General features: G+C 70.9%; 12 protein-coding genes. 8 read left to right on the forward strand and 4 right to left on the reverse strand.

The window, feature by feature from the left end; genetic code table 11:
• Window positions 1-121: 121 nt before the first annotated feature.
• Window positions 122-1,549, forward strand: a complete 1,428-nt coding sequence (locus tag KI385_RS28205) for a GntT/GntP/DsdX family permease (protein WP_238574964.1) — start codon at window positions 122-124, stop codon at window positions 1,547-1,549.
• A 115-nt stretch (window positions 1,550-1,664) separates the two neighbouring features.
• On the opposite strand, the gene KI385_RS28210 is transcribed toward KI385_RS28205, so the two are convergent.
• Entirely contained in the window at window positions 1,665-3,263 is a 1,599-nt protein-coding gene (locus KI385_RS28210) for an FAD-dependent monooxygenase (RefSeq protein WP_238574965.1), read from the reverse strand.
• 38 nt (window positions 3,264-3,301) lie between these two features.
• On the opposite strand from KI385_RS28210, the gene KI385_RS28215 reads away from it, so the two are divergent.
• Window positions 3,302-3,979, forward strand: a complete 678-nt coding sequence (locus KI385_RS28215; protein WP_238574966.1) for a TetR/AcrR family transcriptional regulator C-terminal domain-containing protein — start codon at window positions 3,302-3,304, stop codon at window positions 3,977-3,979.
• On the opposite strand, the gene KI385_RS28220 is transcribed toward KI385_RS28215, so the two are convergent.
• The 3 genes from KI385_RS28220 to KI385_RS28230 are packed head-to-tail and all read right to left on the reverse strand — an operon-like array spanning window position 3,980 to window position 7,463.
• Window positions 3,980-5,134, reverse strand: a complete 1,155-nt coding sequence (locus tag KI385_RS28220) for an acyltransferase family protein (RefSeq protein ID WP_238574967.1) — start codon at window positions 5,132-5,134, stop codon at window positions 3,980-3,982.
• Window positions 5,131-6,486, reverse strand: coding sequence for an alpha-2,8-polysialyltransferase family protein (locus tag KI385_RS28225; protein ID WP_238574968.1), 1,356 nt, complete (start codon window positions 6,484-6,486; stop codon window positions 5,131-5,133). The genes KI385_RS28220 and KI385_RS28225 overlap by 4 nt, the downstream gene beginning before the upstream one ends.
• Window positions 6,486-7,463, reverse strand: coding sequence for a glycosyltransferase family 2 protein (locus tag KI385_RS28230; protein ID WP_238574969.1), 978 nt, complete (start codon window positions 7,461-7,463; stop codon window positions 6,486-6,488). Before KI385_RS28230 ends, KI385_RS28225 begins: the two co-directional genes overlap by 1 nt.
• 223 nt (window positions 7,464-7,686) lie before the next feature.
• Between KI385_RS28230 and KI385_RS28235 the strand changes: the two genes are divergently transcribed.
• The 6 genes from KI385_RS28235 (at window position 7,687) to KI385_RS28260 (ending at window position 15,209) form a co-directional block, all read left to right on the forward strand.
• Window positions 7,687-9,015: a DUF6716 putative glycosyltransferase gene (locus tag KI385_RS28235; protein ID WP_238577875.1), complete on the forward strand. Its 1,329-nt coding sequence runs from the start codon at window positions 7,687-7,689 to the stop codon at window positions 9,013-9,015.
• 56 nt (window positions 9,016-9,071) lie between these two features.
• Window positions 9,072-10,388, forward strand: a complete 1,317-nt coding sequence (locus KI385_RS28240; RefSeq protein WP_238574970.1) for an acylneuraminate cytidylyltransferase — start codon at window positions 9,072-9,074, stop codon at window positions 10,386-10,388.
• A gap of 80 nt (window positions 10,389-10,468) precedes the next feature.
• Window positions 10,469-11,416 (forward strand): N-acetylneuraminate synthase family protein, encoded by a 948-nt coding sequence (locus KI385_RS28245; RefSeq protein WP_238574971.1) that lies wholly within the window; start codon window positions 10,469-10,471, stop codon window positions 11,414-11,416.
• Between the two features lie 29 nt (window positions 11,417-11,445).
• A complete protein-coding gene (locus tag KI385_RS28250; RefSeq protein ID WP_238574972.1) occupies window positions 11,446-12,657 on the forward strand; it encodes a hypothetical protein in 1,212 nt (403 codons plus the stop codon).
• Between the two features lie 153 nt (window positions 12,658-12,810).
• Window positions 12,811-14,040, forward strand: coding sequence for an amidohydrolase (locus tag KI385_RS28255; RefSeq protein WP_238577876.1), 1,230 nt, complete (start codon window positions 12,811-12,813; stop codon window positions 14,038-14,040).
• Between the two features lie 131 nt (window positions 14,041-14,171).
• On the forward strand, window positions 14,172-15,209 hold the full coding sequence (locus KI385_RS28260; RefSeq protein ID WP_238574973.1) for a BMP family lipoprotein: 1,038 nt from the start codon (window positions 14,172-14,174) through the stop codon (window positions 15,207-15,209).
• Window positions 15,210-15,228 lie beyond the last annotated feature (19 nt).

Consider the following 15,228-nt stretch of genomic DNA (forward strand, 5'->3'; position numbering starts at 1 on the left):
CGGGGCCCCACCCCGAGGCCCCGCACCACGCCCCCCCGCACCACGCCACCCCCCCCGTACCGCAGCACCCCCCTGTACGCGGTACCCCCTCCCCCTCCCCCCTCCAACCAAGGGAATCGCCGTGACACATCTCAGCGTCGAGATGCTCGCAGCGGATGCGACCGAGCCCATCACCTCGGCCGGTCACGCACAGCTGGGCATCGCCGTCCTGGCCGGCATAGCCGTCATCGTCCTGCTCATCACCAAGTTCAAGCTGCATGCCTTTCTGTCGCTGATCATCGGCTCGCTGGTGCTCGGCGCGGTGGCCGGTGCGCCGCTCGACAAGGCCATCACCAGCTTCTCGACCGGGCTGGGCACGACGGTGGCGGGCACGGGTGTGCTGATCGCGCTCGGCGCCGTCCTCGGCAAGCTGCTCGCCGACTCCGGCGGCGCGGACCGGATCGTCGACACGATCCTGGCGAAGTCGAGCCGGCGGGCGATGCCCTGGGCGATGGTGCTGATCGCCGGGATCGTCGGGCTGCCGATCTTCTTCGAGGTCGGCATCGTGCTGCTGATACCGGTGGTGCTGCTGGTCGCCAAGCGCGGCAACTTCTCGCTGATGCGGATCGGCATCCCGGCGCTGGCCGGACTCTCCGTCATGCACGGTCTGATCCCGCCGCACCCCGGCCCGCTCGTCGCCATCGACGCGGTGGGCGCCAACCTCGGTATCACCCTCGCGCTCGGCGTGGTCGTCGCCGTCCCGACCGCGATCATCGCCGGTCCGCTCTTCTCCCGTTACGCGGCCCGCTGGGTGGACATCCGCCCGCCCGAGAAGATGCTGCACTCTTCCGGGGAGACCTCGGACCCGCAGGCCGGGCGCCCCTCGGACGAGCTGGAGAAGCGCCCCGGCTTCGGGATCACCGTCGCCACCGTCCTCCTGCCCGTCGTGATGATGCTGGCCAAGGCGCTGGTGGACATCGTCGTCGACAATCCGGAGCACACGGTCCAGAGGGTCTTCGACGTCATCGGCTCTCCGCTGATCGCGCTGCTGACCGCCGTCATCGTCGCGATGTTCACGCTGGGCCGGGCGGCCGGCTTCACCCGCGGCCGGATCGCCTCCACCGTCGAGAAGTCGCTCGCCCCGATCGCCGGGGTGCTGCTGATCGTCGGCGCGGGCGGCGGCTTCAAGCAGACGCTGGTGGACGCCGGTGTCGGCCAGATGATCCTGGACGTCTCCAAGGGCTGGCACCTCTCCACCCTGCTGCTGGCCTGGCTGATCGCGGTCGCCATCCGGCTCGCGACCGGCTCCGCGACGGTGGCCACCATCTCCGCCGCCGGGCTGGTCGCCCCGCTCGCCGCGGAGATGAGCACCACCCATGGCGCACTCCTGGTGCTGGCCATCGGCTCCGGATCGCTGTTCTTCAGCCATGTCAACGACGCCGGGTTCTGGCTGGTCAAGGAGTACTTCGGGATGGACGTCGGCCAGACGCTGAAGACCTGGTCGGTGATGGAGACGCTGATCTCGGTCGTCGGGATCGTCTGCGTCCTGCTGCTCTCCCTGGTCCTCTAGGACCCTGGACCTTCTGGGCGGAGCACCGCCCCGGGCGCCCCACCCCCCCTCAGGCGCCTGTTCCCGGCACGAGGCCGTACCAGCGGACATCCGCCGGTACGGCCTCGTGCGCTTGTCACCGTGCTGCCGGCGTCGCGCCCTCGCTCGTGCTCGCACCGAAGTACGGGGCCAGGCCGGCGAGCGCATGCGCCGTGGCGTTCTCGGCGGGTGCGGCCAGGGCGAGGTAGCCGTCGGGGCGGATGAGGAAAAGAGCCGGGTCGCTGCCGTAGGCGTCACGGATATGGCCGTCGGTGTCGACCAGGTCGGGAGCCGGGCCGCCGACGCGGACGATGCGCAGCAGGTCGGGATCGACGGGCAGCGCGGTCGCGTCGAGATCGGTGTCGAGCTCGGTGCCGTTGAGGGCGAGCAGGGTGAAGTGCGGTCCCCGGTAGGCGTCGAAGAGCCGGGTGGGCTTGCCGTCGGCGGTGTGGCAGGGGGCGTCCGGGGCCCGGCCGCCGGCCACGAGCGCGCCCTCGGGAAGGTCCGTACGCAGTTCCTTCGTCAGCGGGCTGTCGGGGTAGCCGATGTCGAGCTGATGCAGGTCCCGGCCGCGGCGCAGTGAGCCGGAGCGGTGCAGCCGGGTGCTGGTCTCCAGGATGCGCTCGGCAATCGGGTGGCGCTCGGTGTGGTAGGTGTCGAGAAGGGTGTCCGGGGCGCCGTGCCGCAGCACCTGGCCGAGCTTCCAGCCGAGGTTGTAGGCGTCCTGGACGCTGGTGTTGAGGCCCTGGCCGCCCGCCGGCGAGTGGACGTGCGCGGCATCGCCGGCCAGGAAGACCCGGCCGAGGCGGAAGGCGTCGGCCATACCCGCCTTGGGGCGGAAGATGGAGGCCCACACGACCTCGCGGACCTGCTCCGCGGTGAGGTGGGTGTACTTCGCGATCAGGGCGCGGACCGCCTCCGGCGAGGTGTCCGGCTCGTCGGAGGGCGCCGCGACCAAGGCCTGGAAGAGGTCGGTACCGGCGAGCGGGAGCAGGGCGACGAACCCGCCGTTCGGCAGGACCCAGCGGTGCCAGTGGTGGCGGTCGAACCCGTCCACCCGGACGTCCGCGAGCACCGCGGCGCCCGGCTCCAGCGACGGGCCGCTCATCCCGACGCCGAGGGCCCGGCGTACGGTGCTGCGCCCGCCGTCCGCGGCGACCAGATAGCCGGCGCGTACGGTCCGCAGGCCGCCGCCGTCCACCAGGCGGACGCCCGCCTTCACACCCTCCAAGTCCTGCTCGAATTCGACGAGTTCGGTGCCGAAGAGCACACTGCCGCCGAGCTCCAGCAGCCGTGCGTACAGCAGCTCCACATTGCGGAACTGCGGCACCATCAGGGCGTTCGAGTGCGGCGCGGCGGGCGTCGGATCGACCCGCTCGATGATGTCGAAGGTCTCGACGATCCGGCCGTCCTCCCAGCGGGCCATCTCCGGGTAGAGGCCGCCCGCCGCCCGTACGGCGTCCAGCACCCCGAGGTCGTCGTAGACCTCCTGGGTGCGCGGCTGCAGACCGGTGCCGCGGGCGCCGAGGGAGAGGCGGTCCTGCCGCTCGACGATCAGGGCGCGCACGCCGCGCCGGGCGAGGTCGATGCCGAGGGCGACGCCGGTCGGGCCCGCGCCGGCGATCAGTACGTCGACGGTCGTACCGGCTTCCGGCATGGCGGCGTCGAAGGCGTCCTTAACGTTGTTAAGTTCCATGTTCCCGAGCATGGCTTTAACAGTGTTAAGTTGTCAACATGGCATCGCGCATCGACCGAAAACTGGTGGTGGAAACCGCCCTGCGGCTACTGAACGAGGTCGGTCTCGACGGCCTCACCCTGCGCCGTATCGCAAAGGAGCTGAACGTCCAGGCGCCCGCGCTGTACTGGCACTTCAAGAACAAACAGGAACTGCTCGACGAGATGGCCACCGAGATGTTCCACCGGATGACCGGACCGCTGGTGGGGGAGGGCCCCGAGGGGACGGTTCTCGGCCGCACCTGGCAGGACACCCTCGTCACCGCCTGCCGGGGGCTACGCCGTGAGCTGCTCGGTTACCGCGACGGTGGCAAGGTCTTCAGCGGTACACGGATGACCGACGACAGCCACGCCCTGCCGCTCGAACGCTTCATCAGCCGCTTCACCGAAGGGGGCTTCGCGCCGGACGAAGCGGCACAGGCCTGGTGGACCGGGTACAACTTCACCATCGGCCTGGTGATCGAGGAGCAGTCGGTCCATCCGGAGCCGGGCGCGCCGGCGACCCGCGATCCGGCCTACGACCTGGTCGACCGCGAGCAGAAGCTCGGTGAGAGCTATCCGCTCGCGGCGTCGGCGGGGCGCGTCATGTTCGGCGACGTCGAGCGGTCCTTCGAGGCCGGGCTGCGCATCATCGTCGCCGGGATCGAGGCCACCGCGGGCCGGGCTGCGGGGAGCTGATCAGCGACGGGGGTCGATCGACCGCTTCAGTACGGGCGTGAGCGGGCGCTCGATCCAGCGGTGCAGCACCCACGCCAGCAGCAGCATCAGGCCGACGGTCAGTATCAGCGTCGCGTACGACGGCAGGCCGACCCCGCGGTGCAGCGCACGCACCACGACCCACCCCAGGTGCTCGTGCACGAGATAGAACGGGTAGGTCAGCGCGCCCGCGATGGTCAGCCAGCGCCAGTTCGCCCAGCGGAGTTTGCCCAGGGCGACCGCCGCGACCAGCGCGAAGCCGATCGTGACGACGGCGATGATGCCGGCCGTCGAGCGGTAGGAGAAGGCGGTCGCCGAGGGCGCGTGCCAGAGTCCGGCGACCGCGTAGTGCTGACCGATCAACCAGCTGACCAGCACTATCGCCCAGGCGATCGGATCGCGGGCGCCGTAGCGGTGCAGCAGGTACAGGCCGATGCCGCCGATGAAGAACGGCGCGTACTCGGGCATCAGGACGGTGTCGAGGAAGGGCTGGTGCGCTGCCTGCGCCAGCGCCGCGGCCAGCGTCCAGCCCGCACAGAAGAGCACGACCCGGCCGCGGGTGGCGCCGGGCAGGACGACGCAGAGCGCGAAGAGCGCATAGAACCGCATCTCGGCCCAGAGGGTCCAGCACACGCCGAGTACCCGGCGGACGCCGAGCGGCTGCTGAAGCATCGTCAGATTGGTCAGCACCTCGCTGGGCGGCAGCGCCTTGTAGGCGACCCAGGGCAGTGCGAAGACCGCGGTGACCAGGAGGATCGCCGCCCAGTACGCCGGGTAGAGGCGGGATATCCGGGAGGCGACGAAGGCGCGCAGCGTCCGGCCCCAGCCGCTGAGGCAGATCACAAAGCCGCTGATCACGAAGAAGATCTGGACGCCCAGACAGCCGTAGGCGAACAGCGGTGCGGCGGTGGGGAATTGGTGGGCGGGCGAACCGCCCCAGGCCTGCGCTATGTCGCCGCCGCGCCCTCCGTAGTGGTACGCGGCGACCATCAGGGCGGCGAGCAACCGCAGCCCGTCCAGGGCGCGCAGCCGCGACGAGCCGTCGCGGCTGCGCCCCCGTATCGCGGCCCTCGGTGCGGTGGTGGCGACATCCGGCGCGACGGATGGCGCGCCGGTCGTCAGCTGAGGCGTGGTCATCCGAATGCGGCCCGCTTCTTCAGCCGCCGCTGCACCGCCCGCGCACGGCGCGCGACCCTGCGGACGGTGGCGTTGCGCGGGATGAACGACAGCTGGGAAGGGATCGCGCCGGGCAGCGCCAGCGCGGTCAGCCGACGGCGCTTGAAGTAGCGCCAGGTGTACGGGTCGAGGTGGGCCGCGAGATAGCGCTCGGCGGCCGGCCGCAGCTGCGGATAGATCTGGTGCTGCATCGCGTAGCCGACGGCGGCGACCAGCCCCTGGACGCTCTTGGCGGTGGCCAGGGCGCGCGGGCGCTCGCCGCGGTCGCCGAGGTCGGGCACCAGCGCGTCCACGATCGTGACCGGGACCCGGTTGCTGTTCTGGTACGGCGTGAGCCGCTCCAGCAGCAGACCGGTGCCGGTGCGCGCGGTCGGCAGGTCGTAGAACGTGGCCGCGGTCAGCAGCGCGGTGGAGAAGCAGCCGACGACCAGCGCGGGGCGCATCCGCTGGTAGAGCACCTCGGCCAGCACCGGGCTGTCCAGCACGGTCAGCTCGATGTCCAGCTTCTCCGCCTCCCGCTCCAGCAGCGTCGACCAGCGGGCCGGTGCGGACGGGTGCGGCTTGAAGACGATCTCGCGGTGACCGCGCTCGACGGCGCCGCGCACCATCCGCACATGCAGGTCCTCCTCCTCCTCGGGAGTGAGGATGCCCAGTGCGGAGAGGTACTGGCCGAGCAGCAGCGCGGCGCCCTCGGGCACGTCCAACTCCCCGCCGGCGTCGGAGAGTTCGCGGAGCACCTTGGTGAAGGCGTCGGTCGGTACGGTCTGCGCCTCGACCTCGAACTCGGTCAGCAGCAGCGGCGTCAGGCCCGGTACCAGATCCAGGTGCAGCAGCCGGTTGATACGGGTGCCGACCAGCGGGTCGAGCTTGTTGCGGGTGGGGCCGTAGCTCATCAGCCCGTCGGCATAGACGTCGATCGGGGCGTCGGGGAACAGCTGGGCGATCGCCAGCGCCGGGTTGACCTGGATGGACTCCACGACCAGCTCGATATGGTCGTCACCCAGGCCCCACAGCAGCCGCAGATGCCGCTCCCACAGCGGGACGTCGTCCGGGCGCGGCGACCAGCCGCCGGGGTGGAACGGGCTGATCGTCTCGTTCCACGACAGCACCCGGTCGAAGCGGCCGCGCAGTCGCGCGAAGCCCGGCATGGTGTCCAGCGACGCGGTGGTCTCCGGGGTCGTGGCGTTGTTGCTGAGCAGCAGCAGCCGGCGGTCGGCCGGTGCGAAGCAGTCGGCGTCCAGCGCGGCGGCCAGCGTCGCCGCGCCGTAGAGCGTGGACGCCATGAAGATCTGGGTACGCGGTCGGGTGGGCATCAGGCGGCGACCTCCGCCGGGACGGGGCGACGGCGCAGCCGCCGCAGCCGGGACGCGCGCTGCACATCCATCGAATCCAGTGCTTCCTTCAGTACGTCCTGCGGCATGCGTTTCATGGCCGCGGCGCTCATCGAGCGCAATTTACGGGCGACCTGCGGTTCGAATCGTTCGATCGAACCGAGATGGTGGGAAATGATCGCGCAATAGGTGCGCACCGCCTTCGGGAGCAGCAGATCCGCATCACGATCTTGTGCGGTTTCTTCGATCACCTGATCGAAGGCCCGAATGAAGTCCAATTGCCGGACGTCTCCGATCTGGGTGAGCGAGGACGCCACACCCCGCCGATAGAAAACGCCGAGCAGTCCGACCACCGCCATGGACTTCGCCTCGCGGTGCAGCCGCCAGATCCACGGGCGGTCCTCCGCGGTGCGCAGCCCGTCCTTGAAATGCAGCACCCCGTCGTCCAGCAGCCGGCGGTGGTACATCCCGGCCCAGGCGTAGGCGTAGTCGACGGAGGTGGAGCGGTCGGCGGGCAGGATGACGTCGCGCGGATCCATCACCACACCGCGCCGGCCGTGCGGGACACGGTGCACGGTGCGCGCCCGGGCGGTGCACTGGACATGGTCGGTGCGGACGAAGTCGCACCCCAACTCCTCGATGACGGAGAGGAGTTCGGGGAAGTATCCGGGGGCCAGCCAGTCGTCGCCGTCCAGGAAGGTGACGTACTGGCCGCGGGCCTCGTCCAGGCCGGTGTTACGGGCGGTGGCCAGGCCGCCGTTTCGTTCGTGCCGCAGCAGTCTGGCGCCCGGCAGCTCGCGCTCGGCGCGCTCGAGAATCTGCGGGGTCTCGTCGCGCGAACAGTCGTCGACGAGCAGGAATTCAAAGTCCTCGCGGGCGTTGGCCGCCAGGCTTTTCAGGGTGTCGGGCGCGTATGTCTGCACGTTGAAGAACGGCACGATGACGGAGAGCTTAACCACCTGGGTGACGTTAGGTGCGGAGTCGGCATTCGTCTTTACGGGGCGCGGGCCCCAAGGTGAACGAAGAATGGCGGGATGGTTAACCAGGCCGACAATCGGGCCGGTTCGCCATTCGTCGACCCGCTGTTAACCGTTTGTTGCGGCCCAGTTGGCCCGCCAAACGGAATGCCTTCCTAGCGTCTTCAACGTGCCATCACGTACCACTTCTTCGCCGCGAGTCGCCGTGCTCGCCGACTCGGATACCCGGTGGAAATGGGGCGCTTTGACAGCGTACCGAATCCAACCGGACATCCGGCTCGACGGCTATCTGCTCCGCGGCCGCGCCACTCCCACGGTCCGCCAGCTCGACGAGGTCGGCGCCCGTGCGGACTCGCTGCGCGAAATCAGGGGCGTCACCTTCTTGGAACAGATGAAGGACAGTGTGCGGTCCATCGACCGTACGCAGTACGACGTCGTCGTGCTGGCCTGTGTCGGCGGCGCGGTGCAGGCGATGCTGCACGGCCTCGCCCGCGCCTGGCAGGGTGCACAGAGCCGCCCCGTGGTCGTCACCGGCTATGTCGGTGTCGTCTACGAGAAGCTCGCCGACGGGCTGCTGCTGCGGCACGGCGCGGATGTGGTGCTCGCCAACTCCCGCCACGACGCCGACCGGTTCCGCGAGGTCTACCGCGGTGTCGGCGCCGACGACAGCAGCGTCGTCGAATGCGCCCTGCCCTTCCTCGGCGGCGACCGCTACATCGCCGACACCGCCGGTAGCGACACTGGCGCGCACGACCCCTATACCGTGGTGTTCGCCGCCCAGCCTTCCGTCCCGGAGAGCCGCGCGGACCGGACGTACCTGCTGCGCAGGGCAGTTGAGCACGCCCGTAAGCACCCCGACCGCGAGGTGTTGATCAAGCTCCGCAGCAAGCCGGGCGAGCACACCACCCACATCGAGGAACTGCCCTACCAGAAGCTCGCCACCAAGGCGCCCGGCGGACTGCCCGCCAACTGCCGCCTGGTGTACGGCAACATGGGCGAGGTCCTGGACCGCACCGACCTGATGGTGACGGTCAGCTCGACGGCCGCGCTGGAATCGCTGCACCGCGGCATCCCCACCGCCGTCCTCACCGACCTCGGCATCCGCGAGGTCCTCGGCAACCACCACTTCCTCGGCTCGGGCTGCCTCGCCTCCTGGGACGAGCTGGACGCCGGGCACCGCCCGGAGCCCGACCAGGAGTGGCTGGCCCGGCAGGGGGTCGCCGCGGACGGCACGTATGAGAAGGCCTTCGACGCGGCCCGCGCCAAGGTCACCGAGCTGCGCACCGCCGACGCCCTGCCGCCGATCACCCCGTACTACACACCCCGCACCGCCCCCGGCTACCTGCCCGGCATCCTCGCCCGGCACGGCCTGGACCCGCACGGTGAGCCGGTCGCCGGCTACGCGGAGGCCCCCGAGGAGACCGGCGGACTGCGCCGGGTCGCCCGCGACACGGTCCGCGAGGCCGCCCGCGGCGCCTACCGCCACGGTGTCCAGCGCGTCGCCCCCGCCATCCGCCGCTGGGGGCAGCTGTGACCACCCCGCCGCCCGCCAGCCCCCGGAGCCCCGACGGCCCCCGGAAGGAGCCCGATATGCCGCAGAGCCCGCAGAGCAGCCCGCCGACCGTGGTTGCCGTCATCCCCGCCCGCGGCGGATCCAAGGGCGTGCCCGCCAAGAACCTCGCCGCCGTCGGGGGAGTGCCCCTGGTGGCCCGCGCGGTCCGCGAATGCCGCGCCGCCCGCCTGGTCACCGATGTCGTGGTCTCCACCGACGACGCCGGGATCGCGGCCGCCGCGCGCGGCGCCGGAGCGGTCGTCGTACGACGCCCCGGCGACATCGCGGGCGACACCGCCACCAGCGAGGCCGCCGTGCTGCACGCCATGGACGCCTACGAGGCCGAACAGGGCCGGCAGGTCGACGCGGTGCTGCTGGTCCAGTGCACCAGCCCGTTCATCGTCCGCGAGGACATCGACGGGGTGGCCGCCGCGGTCGTCGAGGGCGGCGCCGACAGCGCGCTGACCGTGGCACCGTTCCACGGCTTCGTCTGGCGGGACGCCGCGGACGACGCGGGGGTGGGCGCGGCGATCCCCGCCCAGTCCGCCGCCGCGCAGTCCACCGCCCGGGCCACCGTCACCACGACCGGCAGCACCACCGGCGGCTACGGCGTCAACCACGACAAGTCCTTCCGGCCGCGCCGCCAGGACCGCCCCCAGGACCTGCTGGAGACCGGCGCCGCCTACGCCATGGACGCGGCCGGCTTCCGCACCAGCGGCCACCGCTTCTTCGGCCGCACCGAGCTCGTCCGCACCGACCCCGCCCGGGTGCTGGAGATCGACGATCCGCACGATCTCGCCCGCGCCCGCGCGCTCGCGCCGCTGCTCGACTCTCCCCCAAGCACTTCGTGCAGGGGGTACCCCCACACGTCCCGGGCCCTTCCCACCATGGACGACATCGACGCGGTGGTACTCGACTTCGACGGCACCCAGACCGACGACCGGGTGCTGATCGACGCCGACGGACGGGAGATCGTCGCGGTCCACCGCGGCGACGGCCTCGGCATCGCGGCCCTGCGCAAGGCGGAGCTGAAGCTGCTGATCCTGTCCACGGAGAAGAACCCGGTCGTCGCCGCACGGGCCCGCAAGCTCCAGGTACCCGTCCTGCACGGCATCGACCGCAAGGACCTCGCCCTCAAGCAGTGGTGCGAGGAAGCGGGCATCGCGCCCGAGCGCGTGCTTTACGTCGGCAACGACGTCAACGACCTCCCGTGCTTCGACCTCGTCGGCTGGCCCGTGGCGGTCGCCGGGGCGCACGACGTGGTGCGCGGCGCGGCCCGCGCGGTCACCGCGACGCCCGGCGGCAGCGGCGCGATCCGGGAGATCGCCGCCTGGCTGCTGGGCCCGGCTCTGTAACTCCCACCCGCCCAGCCCTGTAACCCACCCAGACCCCCACCCCCGCACACCCCCCTTATCCACACGAAGGAATCCTCCCCATGAGCAGCAACTCCCGCCTCCGCACCCTCGGCGACCGCGTTGCCGGCCCCGGCCGCCCCGTCTACGTCACCGGCGAGATCGGCATCAACCACAACGGCGACCTGGAGAACGCGTTCGCGCTGATCGACGCCGCCGCCGACGCCGGCTGTGACGCGGTGAAGTTCCAGAAGCGGACCCCGGAGATCTGCACCCCGCGCGACCAGTGGGACATCGAGCGTGACACCCCCTGGGGCCGGATGACCTACATCGACTACCGCCACCGCGTGGAGTTCGACGAGGACGGCTACCGCGCCATCGACGAGTACTGCAAGAAGCGCGGCATCGCCTGGTTCGCCTCCCCCTGGGACGTCGAGTCCGTCGCCTTCCTGGAGAAGTTCGACGTGCCCTGCTACAAGGTCGCCTCCGCCTCGCTCACCGACGACGAGCTGCTGCGCGCCATGCGCGCCACCGGCCGCACCGTCATCCTCTCGACGGGCATGTCGACCCCGAAGCAGATCCGCCACGCGGTCGAGGTCCTGGGCAGCGACAACATCCTGCTCTGCCACGCCACCAGCACCTACCCGGCCAAGGCCGAGGAGCTCAACCTGCGCATGATCAACACCCTGCAGGAGGAGTACCCGAACGTCCCGATCGGCTACAGCGGCCACGAGACCGGTCTGCAGACCACCCTCGCCGCGGTCGCCCTCGGCGCCACCTTCATCGAGCGCCACATCACCCTCGACCGCGCCATGTGGGGCTCCGACCAGGCCGCCTCCGTCGAGCCCGGCGGCCTGTCCCGCCTGGTCCGCGACATCCGCACCATCGAGGAGTCCCTCGGTGACGGCGTCAAGAAGGTCTACGAGAGCGAGCTCGGCCCGATGAAGAAGCTGCGCCGCGTCACCGGCGTGGTCGCCGAGACGGAGGCTGCTGAGGCTGCCGGCCTCGACGTCGAGCCGGCGGCCGTCTGAGACCCGACCGAAAACCGACGGGAGCCAAGGTGAGCTCACCTGAAGGGACCAGCGCCGCGCCCGCCACGCCCGGCGCCGAGGTCCCGCCCCAGGAGACGACGGGTACTCCCGCCCGTCGTCTCCTGGGGGTGCCGCGGCAGCGCAACCGGACCGCACGCGCCGGTGAGCGCACCGGCGAGGCCGCCCCGGACACCGGCACCCTCGCCTTCGTCGAGTCCCCGGTGCAGCTGCTGAACGTCCTGGAATGGGCGTATACGGCCAAGGCCACCGCGCTCACCGTCGTCGTGCTCTCCCCGCACGACCCGATGACCCGCGGGCAGCTGCGCCGGATGGCCGAACTCGCCCGCGAAGAAGGCCATACGGTGCGCTGGGAAGAGGCCCGCGGCGGCCCGACCGCGCCGCTGCGCACCATCGGCGGACTCACCCCGCTGCTGCGCCGCGCCCGCCGCGTCGTCATCGGCGACCCGTTCTCCCGCTACGTCCAGCTGCTGCTCACCCTCACCAGGGCGCGCCATCTGGTCGTGGTCGACGACGGCACCGCCACCATGGAGTTCATCTCCCAACTCGCCCGTGGCGAGCGGCTGGTGCGCTGGCACCGGCACGGCAGCGGGCGCGGCGCGCGGGACCTGGTCTTCGCGCCGTTCTCGGCCACCGCGCGGCGCCGGCTCACCCCGGCACCCGAGGGCGGCCGGCGCACCGTCGGGCTGTTCAGTTCGATGCCCGTAGAGGTGCCGCCGGGCGTGCGCGTCACCACCAACGAGTTCGCCTGGACCCGCGGCCGCTTCGGCCCGCCCCGGCTCACCCGCGCCGCCGACATCGTCGGCACCTCGCTGGTGGAGACCGGAGTGGTGGACGTCGACCGCTATCTGACGGCGGTCGGCACCCTGGCCCGTACGCACGGCGCCACCCGCTACTTCGCGCACCGCCGCGAGAGCACCGAGAAGCTCCACCGGCTCGCGAACGAAACCGGTCTGGAGGTCGTACGCCCCGATCTGCCGCTCGAACTGATCGCCCGGCGCGGCCCCATCGGACGGCTGATCGTCAGCTTCCCCTCGACCGTCGTCCACACCCTGCCGCTGGCGCTGCTGGGCACGGAGGTGAAGGTGGCGGTCTGTGATATCGACCCGGAGTGGCTGACGGCGAACGCCTCACCGCGCGCACAGGGCTTCCTCGACGGGGTCACCGGCACCGCCCGCGACGTGCAGCGACTGCCCTTCACCCAGCGGATGGCCGCCGGCTGAATCCCACTGCGCGAAGCCTTACTGCATACCCCTCTCGTCATCGGTCCATGCGCCGAGCGGACCAGATTTTCTTCCCCTAACAGGCTGAACTTTTGTTGATCGAGGGACAGTTGCCCCATCGGGGCCCGTAACCTTCAACGGGTGAACCAACTGATGTCCCGCGATACCGACGACGCTGACGCCGCTGCCGACACCGCCCCGCTCCCCGGCGCCCTCCCCGAGGCGCTGCGCGCCGAACTCAGCGCCTTCCGCCGCGACTTGCACCGGCACCCCGAGCTCGGCAACCAGGAGTTCCGGACCACCGCCGCGATCAAGGACCGCCTGGAGCGGGCCGGTCTGCGGCCCCGCGTCCTGGCCACCGGCACCGGTCTGATCTGCGACATCGGTACGGACACCGGCGCCACCGGCCCCCTGCTGGCCCTGCGTGCGGACATCGACGCGCTGCCCATCCCGGACACCAAGACCGTCGAGTACGCCTCCACGGTCCCCGGCCGTGCGCACGCCTGCGGCCACGACGTCCACACCACCGTCGTCCTCGGCGCCGGCCTGGTCCTGGCCGAGCTCGCCCGCGCCGGCGCGCTGCCCCGCCCGGTGCGACTGATCTTCCAGCCGGCGGAAGAGGTGCTGCCGGGCGGCGCCCCCGACGCGATCGACTCCGGTGTGCTCGACGGCGTCGGCCGGATCCTCGCCGTGCACTGCGACCCGCGGGTCGACGCCGGCCGGATCGGGCTGCGTACGGGAGCGATCACCTCGGCCTGCGACCGGCTGGAGGTCGCGCTGGACGGGCCCGGCGGCCACACCGCCCGCCCGCATCTGACCACCGACATGGTCACCGCCGCCGCCCGGGTCGCCCTCGATGTGCCGGCGCTGCTCGCCCGCCGGGTCGACGCCCGGGCCGGGCTCGCCGTCACCTGGGGCCGGGTGGAGTCCGGACACGCCTGCAATGTGATCCCGCAACACGCCGAGCTGTCCGGCACGGTCCGCTGCCTCGATCTCGACGCCTGGCGCAAGGCCCCGGACACGGTGCACGCCGCGATCGACGAGGTCGCCGCCCTGTACGGCGCGAAGCCGCAGATCACCTACGTCCGCGGGGTCCCGCCGGTGGTCAACGAGGCGTCGAGCGCCCAGCTGCTGCACGACGCCATGGCCGCCCGGCGCGGCGCTCACAGCATCGAGGACACCGAACAGTCCCTGGGCGGCGAGGACTTCTCCTGGTACCTGGAGCACGTCCCGGGCGCGATGGCTCGCCTGGGAGTAAGGGCGCCCGGCGAGCCGAGCCGGCACGATCTGCACCGCGGCGACTTCGATGTGGACGAGGCGGCGATCAAGGTCGGCGTGGAGCTTTTCACCGCTGCCGCGCTGCTCGACGGTAACCGTCCGTAACTCTCCCGGTCAGATGCCGTTCGCGACGATCCGATAACGGCTGCCAAGCTCCCCTTTACCTGGCATCTACGCGCGTTACGATTCCGCGGAATCAGCGCCGACGGAGGCGCTACGAGTCGAAGGGGCCCACCGTGCACCGGGTATCCAAGATCGTTGCCGCGGGCATTGCCACCGCGGCCCTCACGTTCTCGCTGAGCGCCTGCGGCGAGTCGTCCACCGAGTCCGGTGGCAAGGACAAGGGCGTCGGCCTGGCCTTCGACGTCGGCGGCCGGGACGACCACTCGTTCAACGAGGCGGCGGCCCGTGGCGTGGACAAGGCCGAGAAGGACCTCGGCGTGAAGGCCAAGATGATGACCGCCAAGAACGGCGAGACCGAGGCGGACCGCGAGCAGCGGCTGTCCTCGCTGGCCGAGGCGGGCTACAACCCCGTCATCGGTGTCGGCTTCAACTACGGCAAGTCCGTCAACAAGGTCGCCAAGGACTACCCGGACACCACCTTCGGCGTCGTCGACTCGCCCTCCGAGGCCAAGAACGTCTACGGCATGGTCTTCGCCGAGCACGAGGGCTCCTACCTCGCCGGTGTCGCCGCCGCGCTGAAGAGCAAGACCCACAAGGTCGGCTTCATCGGCGGTGTGAACAACGCGCTGATCCAGAAGTTCCAGGCCGGCTTCGAGCAGGGCGTCAAGGACACCGACCCCAAGGCGAAGGTCACCTCCGAGTACCTCTACGCCAACGACGACAAGGGCTTCAACGACCCGGCCGCCGCGAAGGGCAAGGCCAAGGGCATGCTCGACGCCGGTATCGACGTCATTTACACCGCGGCCGGCCAGTCCGGCAACGGCTCGATCGAGACGGTCGCCGGCAAGAAGGGCACCTGGGCGATCGGCGTCGACTCCGACCAGTACCAGCAGCCGGGTCTGGCCCAGTACAAGAACTCGATCCTCACCTCGGTGATGAAGAACGTCGACGTGGCGGTCTTTGACCTGGTCAAGAGCGTCAAGGACAAGAAGCCGCTGACCGGCAACAAGAGCTACACGCTCAAGGACAACGGCGTGCGGCTGTCCACCTCGGGCGGCTTCATCGACGACATCCAGGGCAAGATCGACGCGGCGAAGAAGAAGATCGCGTCGGGCCAGGTGAAGGTCAGCGACACCCCCGCCAAGCAGTAGGGTCTTTCCGGCCCGGCGC

It is taken from the genome of Streptomyces inhibens (assembly GCF_022221585.1).
In the GTDB taxonomy this organism is placed as follows: domain Bacteria; phylum Actinomycetota; class Actinomycetes; order Streptomycetales; family Streptomycetaceae; genus Streptomyces; species Streptomyces inhibens.

Bases quoted from the DNA above. Each gene is read 5' to 3' on its own strand.
- KI385_RS28210 (WP_238574965.1), bottom strand. From the start codon at position 3,263: ATGGAACTTAACAACGTTAAGGACGCCTTCGACGCCGCCATGCCGGAA.
- KI385_RS28215 (WP_238574966.1), top strand. From the start codon at position 3,302: ATGGCATCGCGCATCGACCGAAAACTGGTGGTGGAAACCGCCCTGCGG.
- KI385_RS28220 (WP_238574967.1), bottom strand. From the start codon at position 5,134: ATGACCACGCCTCAGCTGACGACCGGCGCGCCATCCGTCGCGCCGGAT.
- KI385_RS28225 (WP_238574968.1), bottom strand. From the start codon at position 6,486: ATGCCCACCCGACCGCGTACCCAGATCTTCATGGCGTCCACGCTCTAC.
- KI385_RS28240 (WP_238574970.1), top strand. From the start codon at position 9,072: ATGCCGCAGAGCCCGCAGAGCAGCCCGCCGACCGTGGTTGCCGTCATC.
- KI385_RS28245 (WP_238574971.1), top strand. From the start codon at position 10,469: ATGAGCAGCAACTCCCGCCTCCGCACCCTCGGCGACCGCGTTGCCGGC.
- KI385_RS28255 (WP_238577876.1), top strand. From the start codon at position 12,811: ATGTCCCGCGATACCGACGACGCTGACGCCGCTGCCGACACCGCCCCG.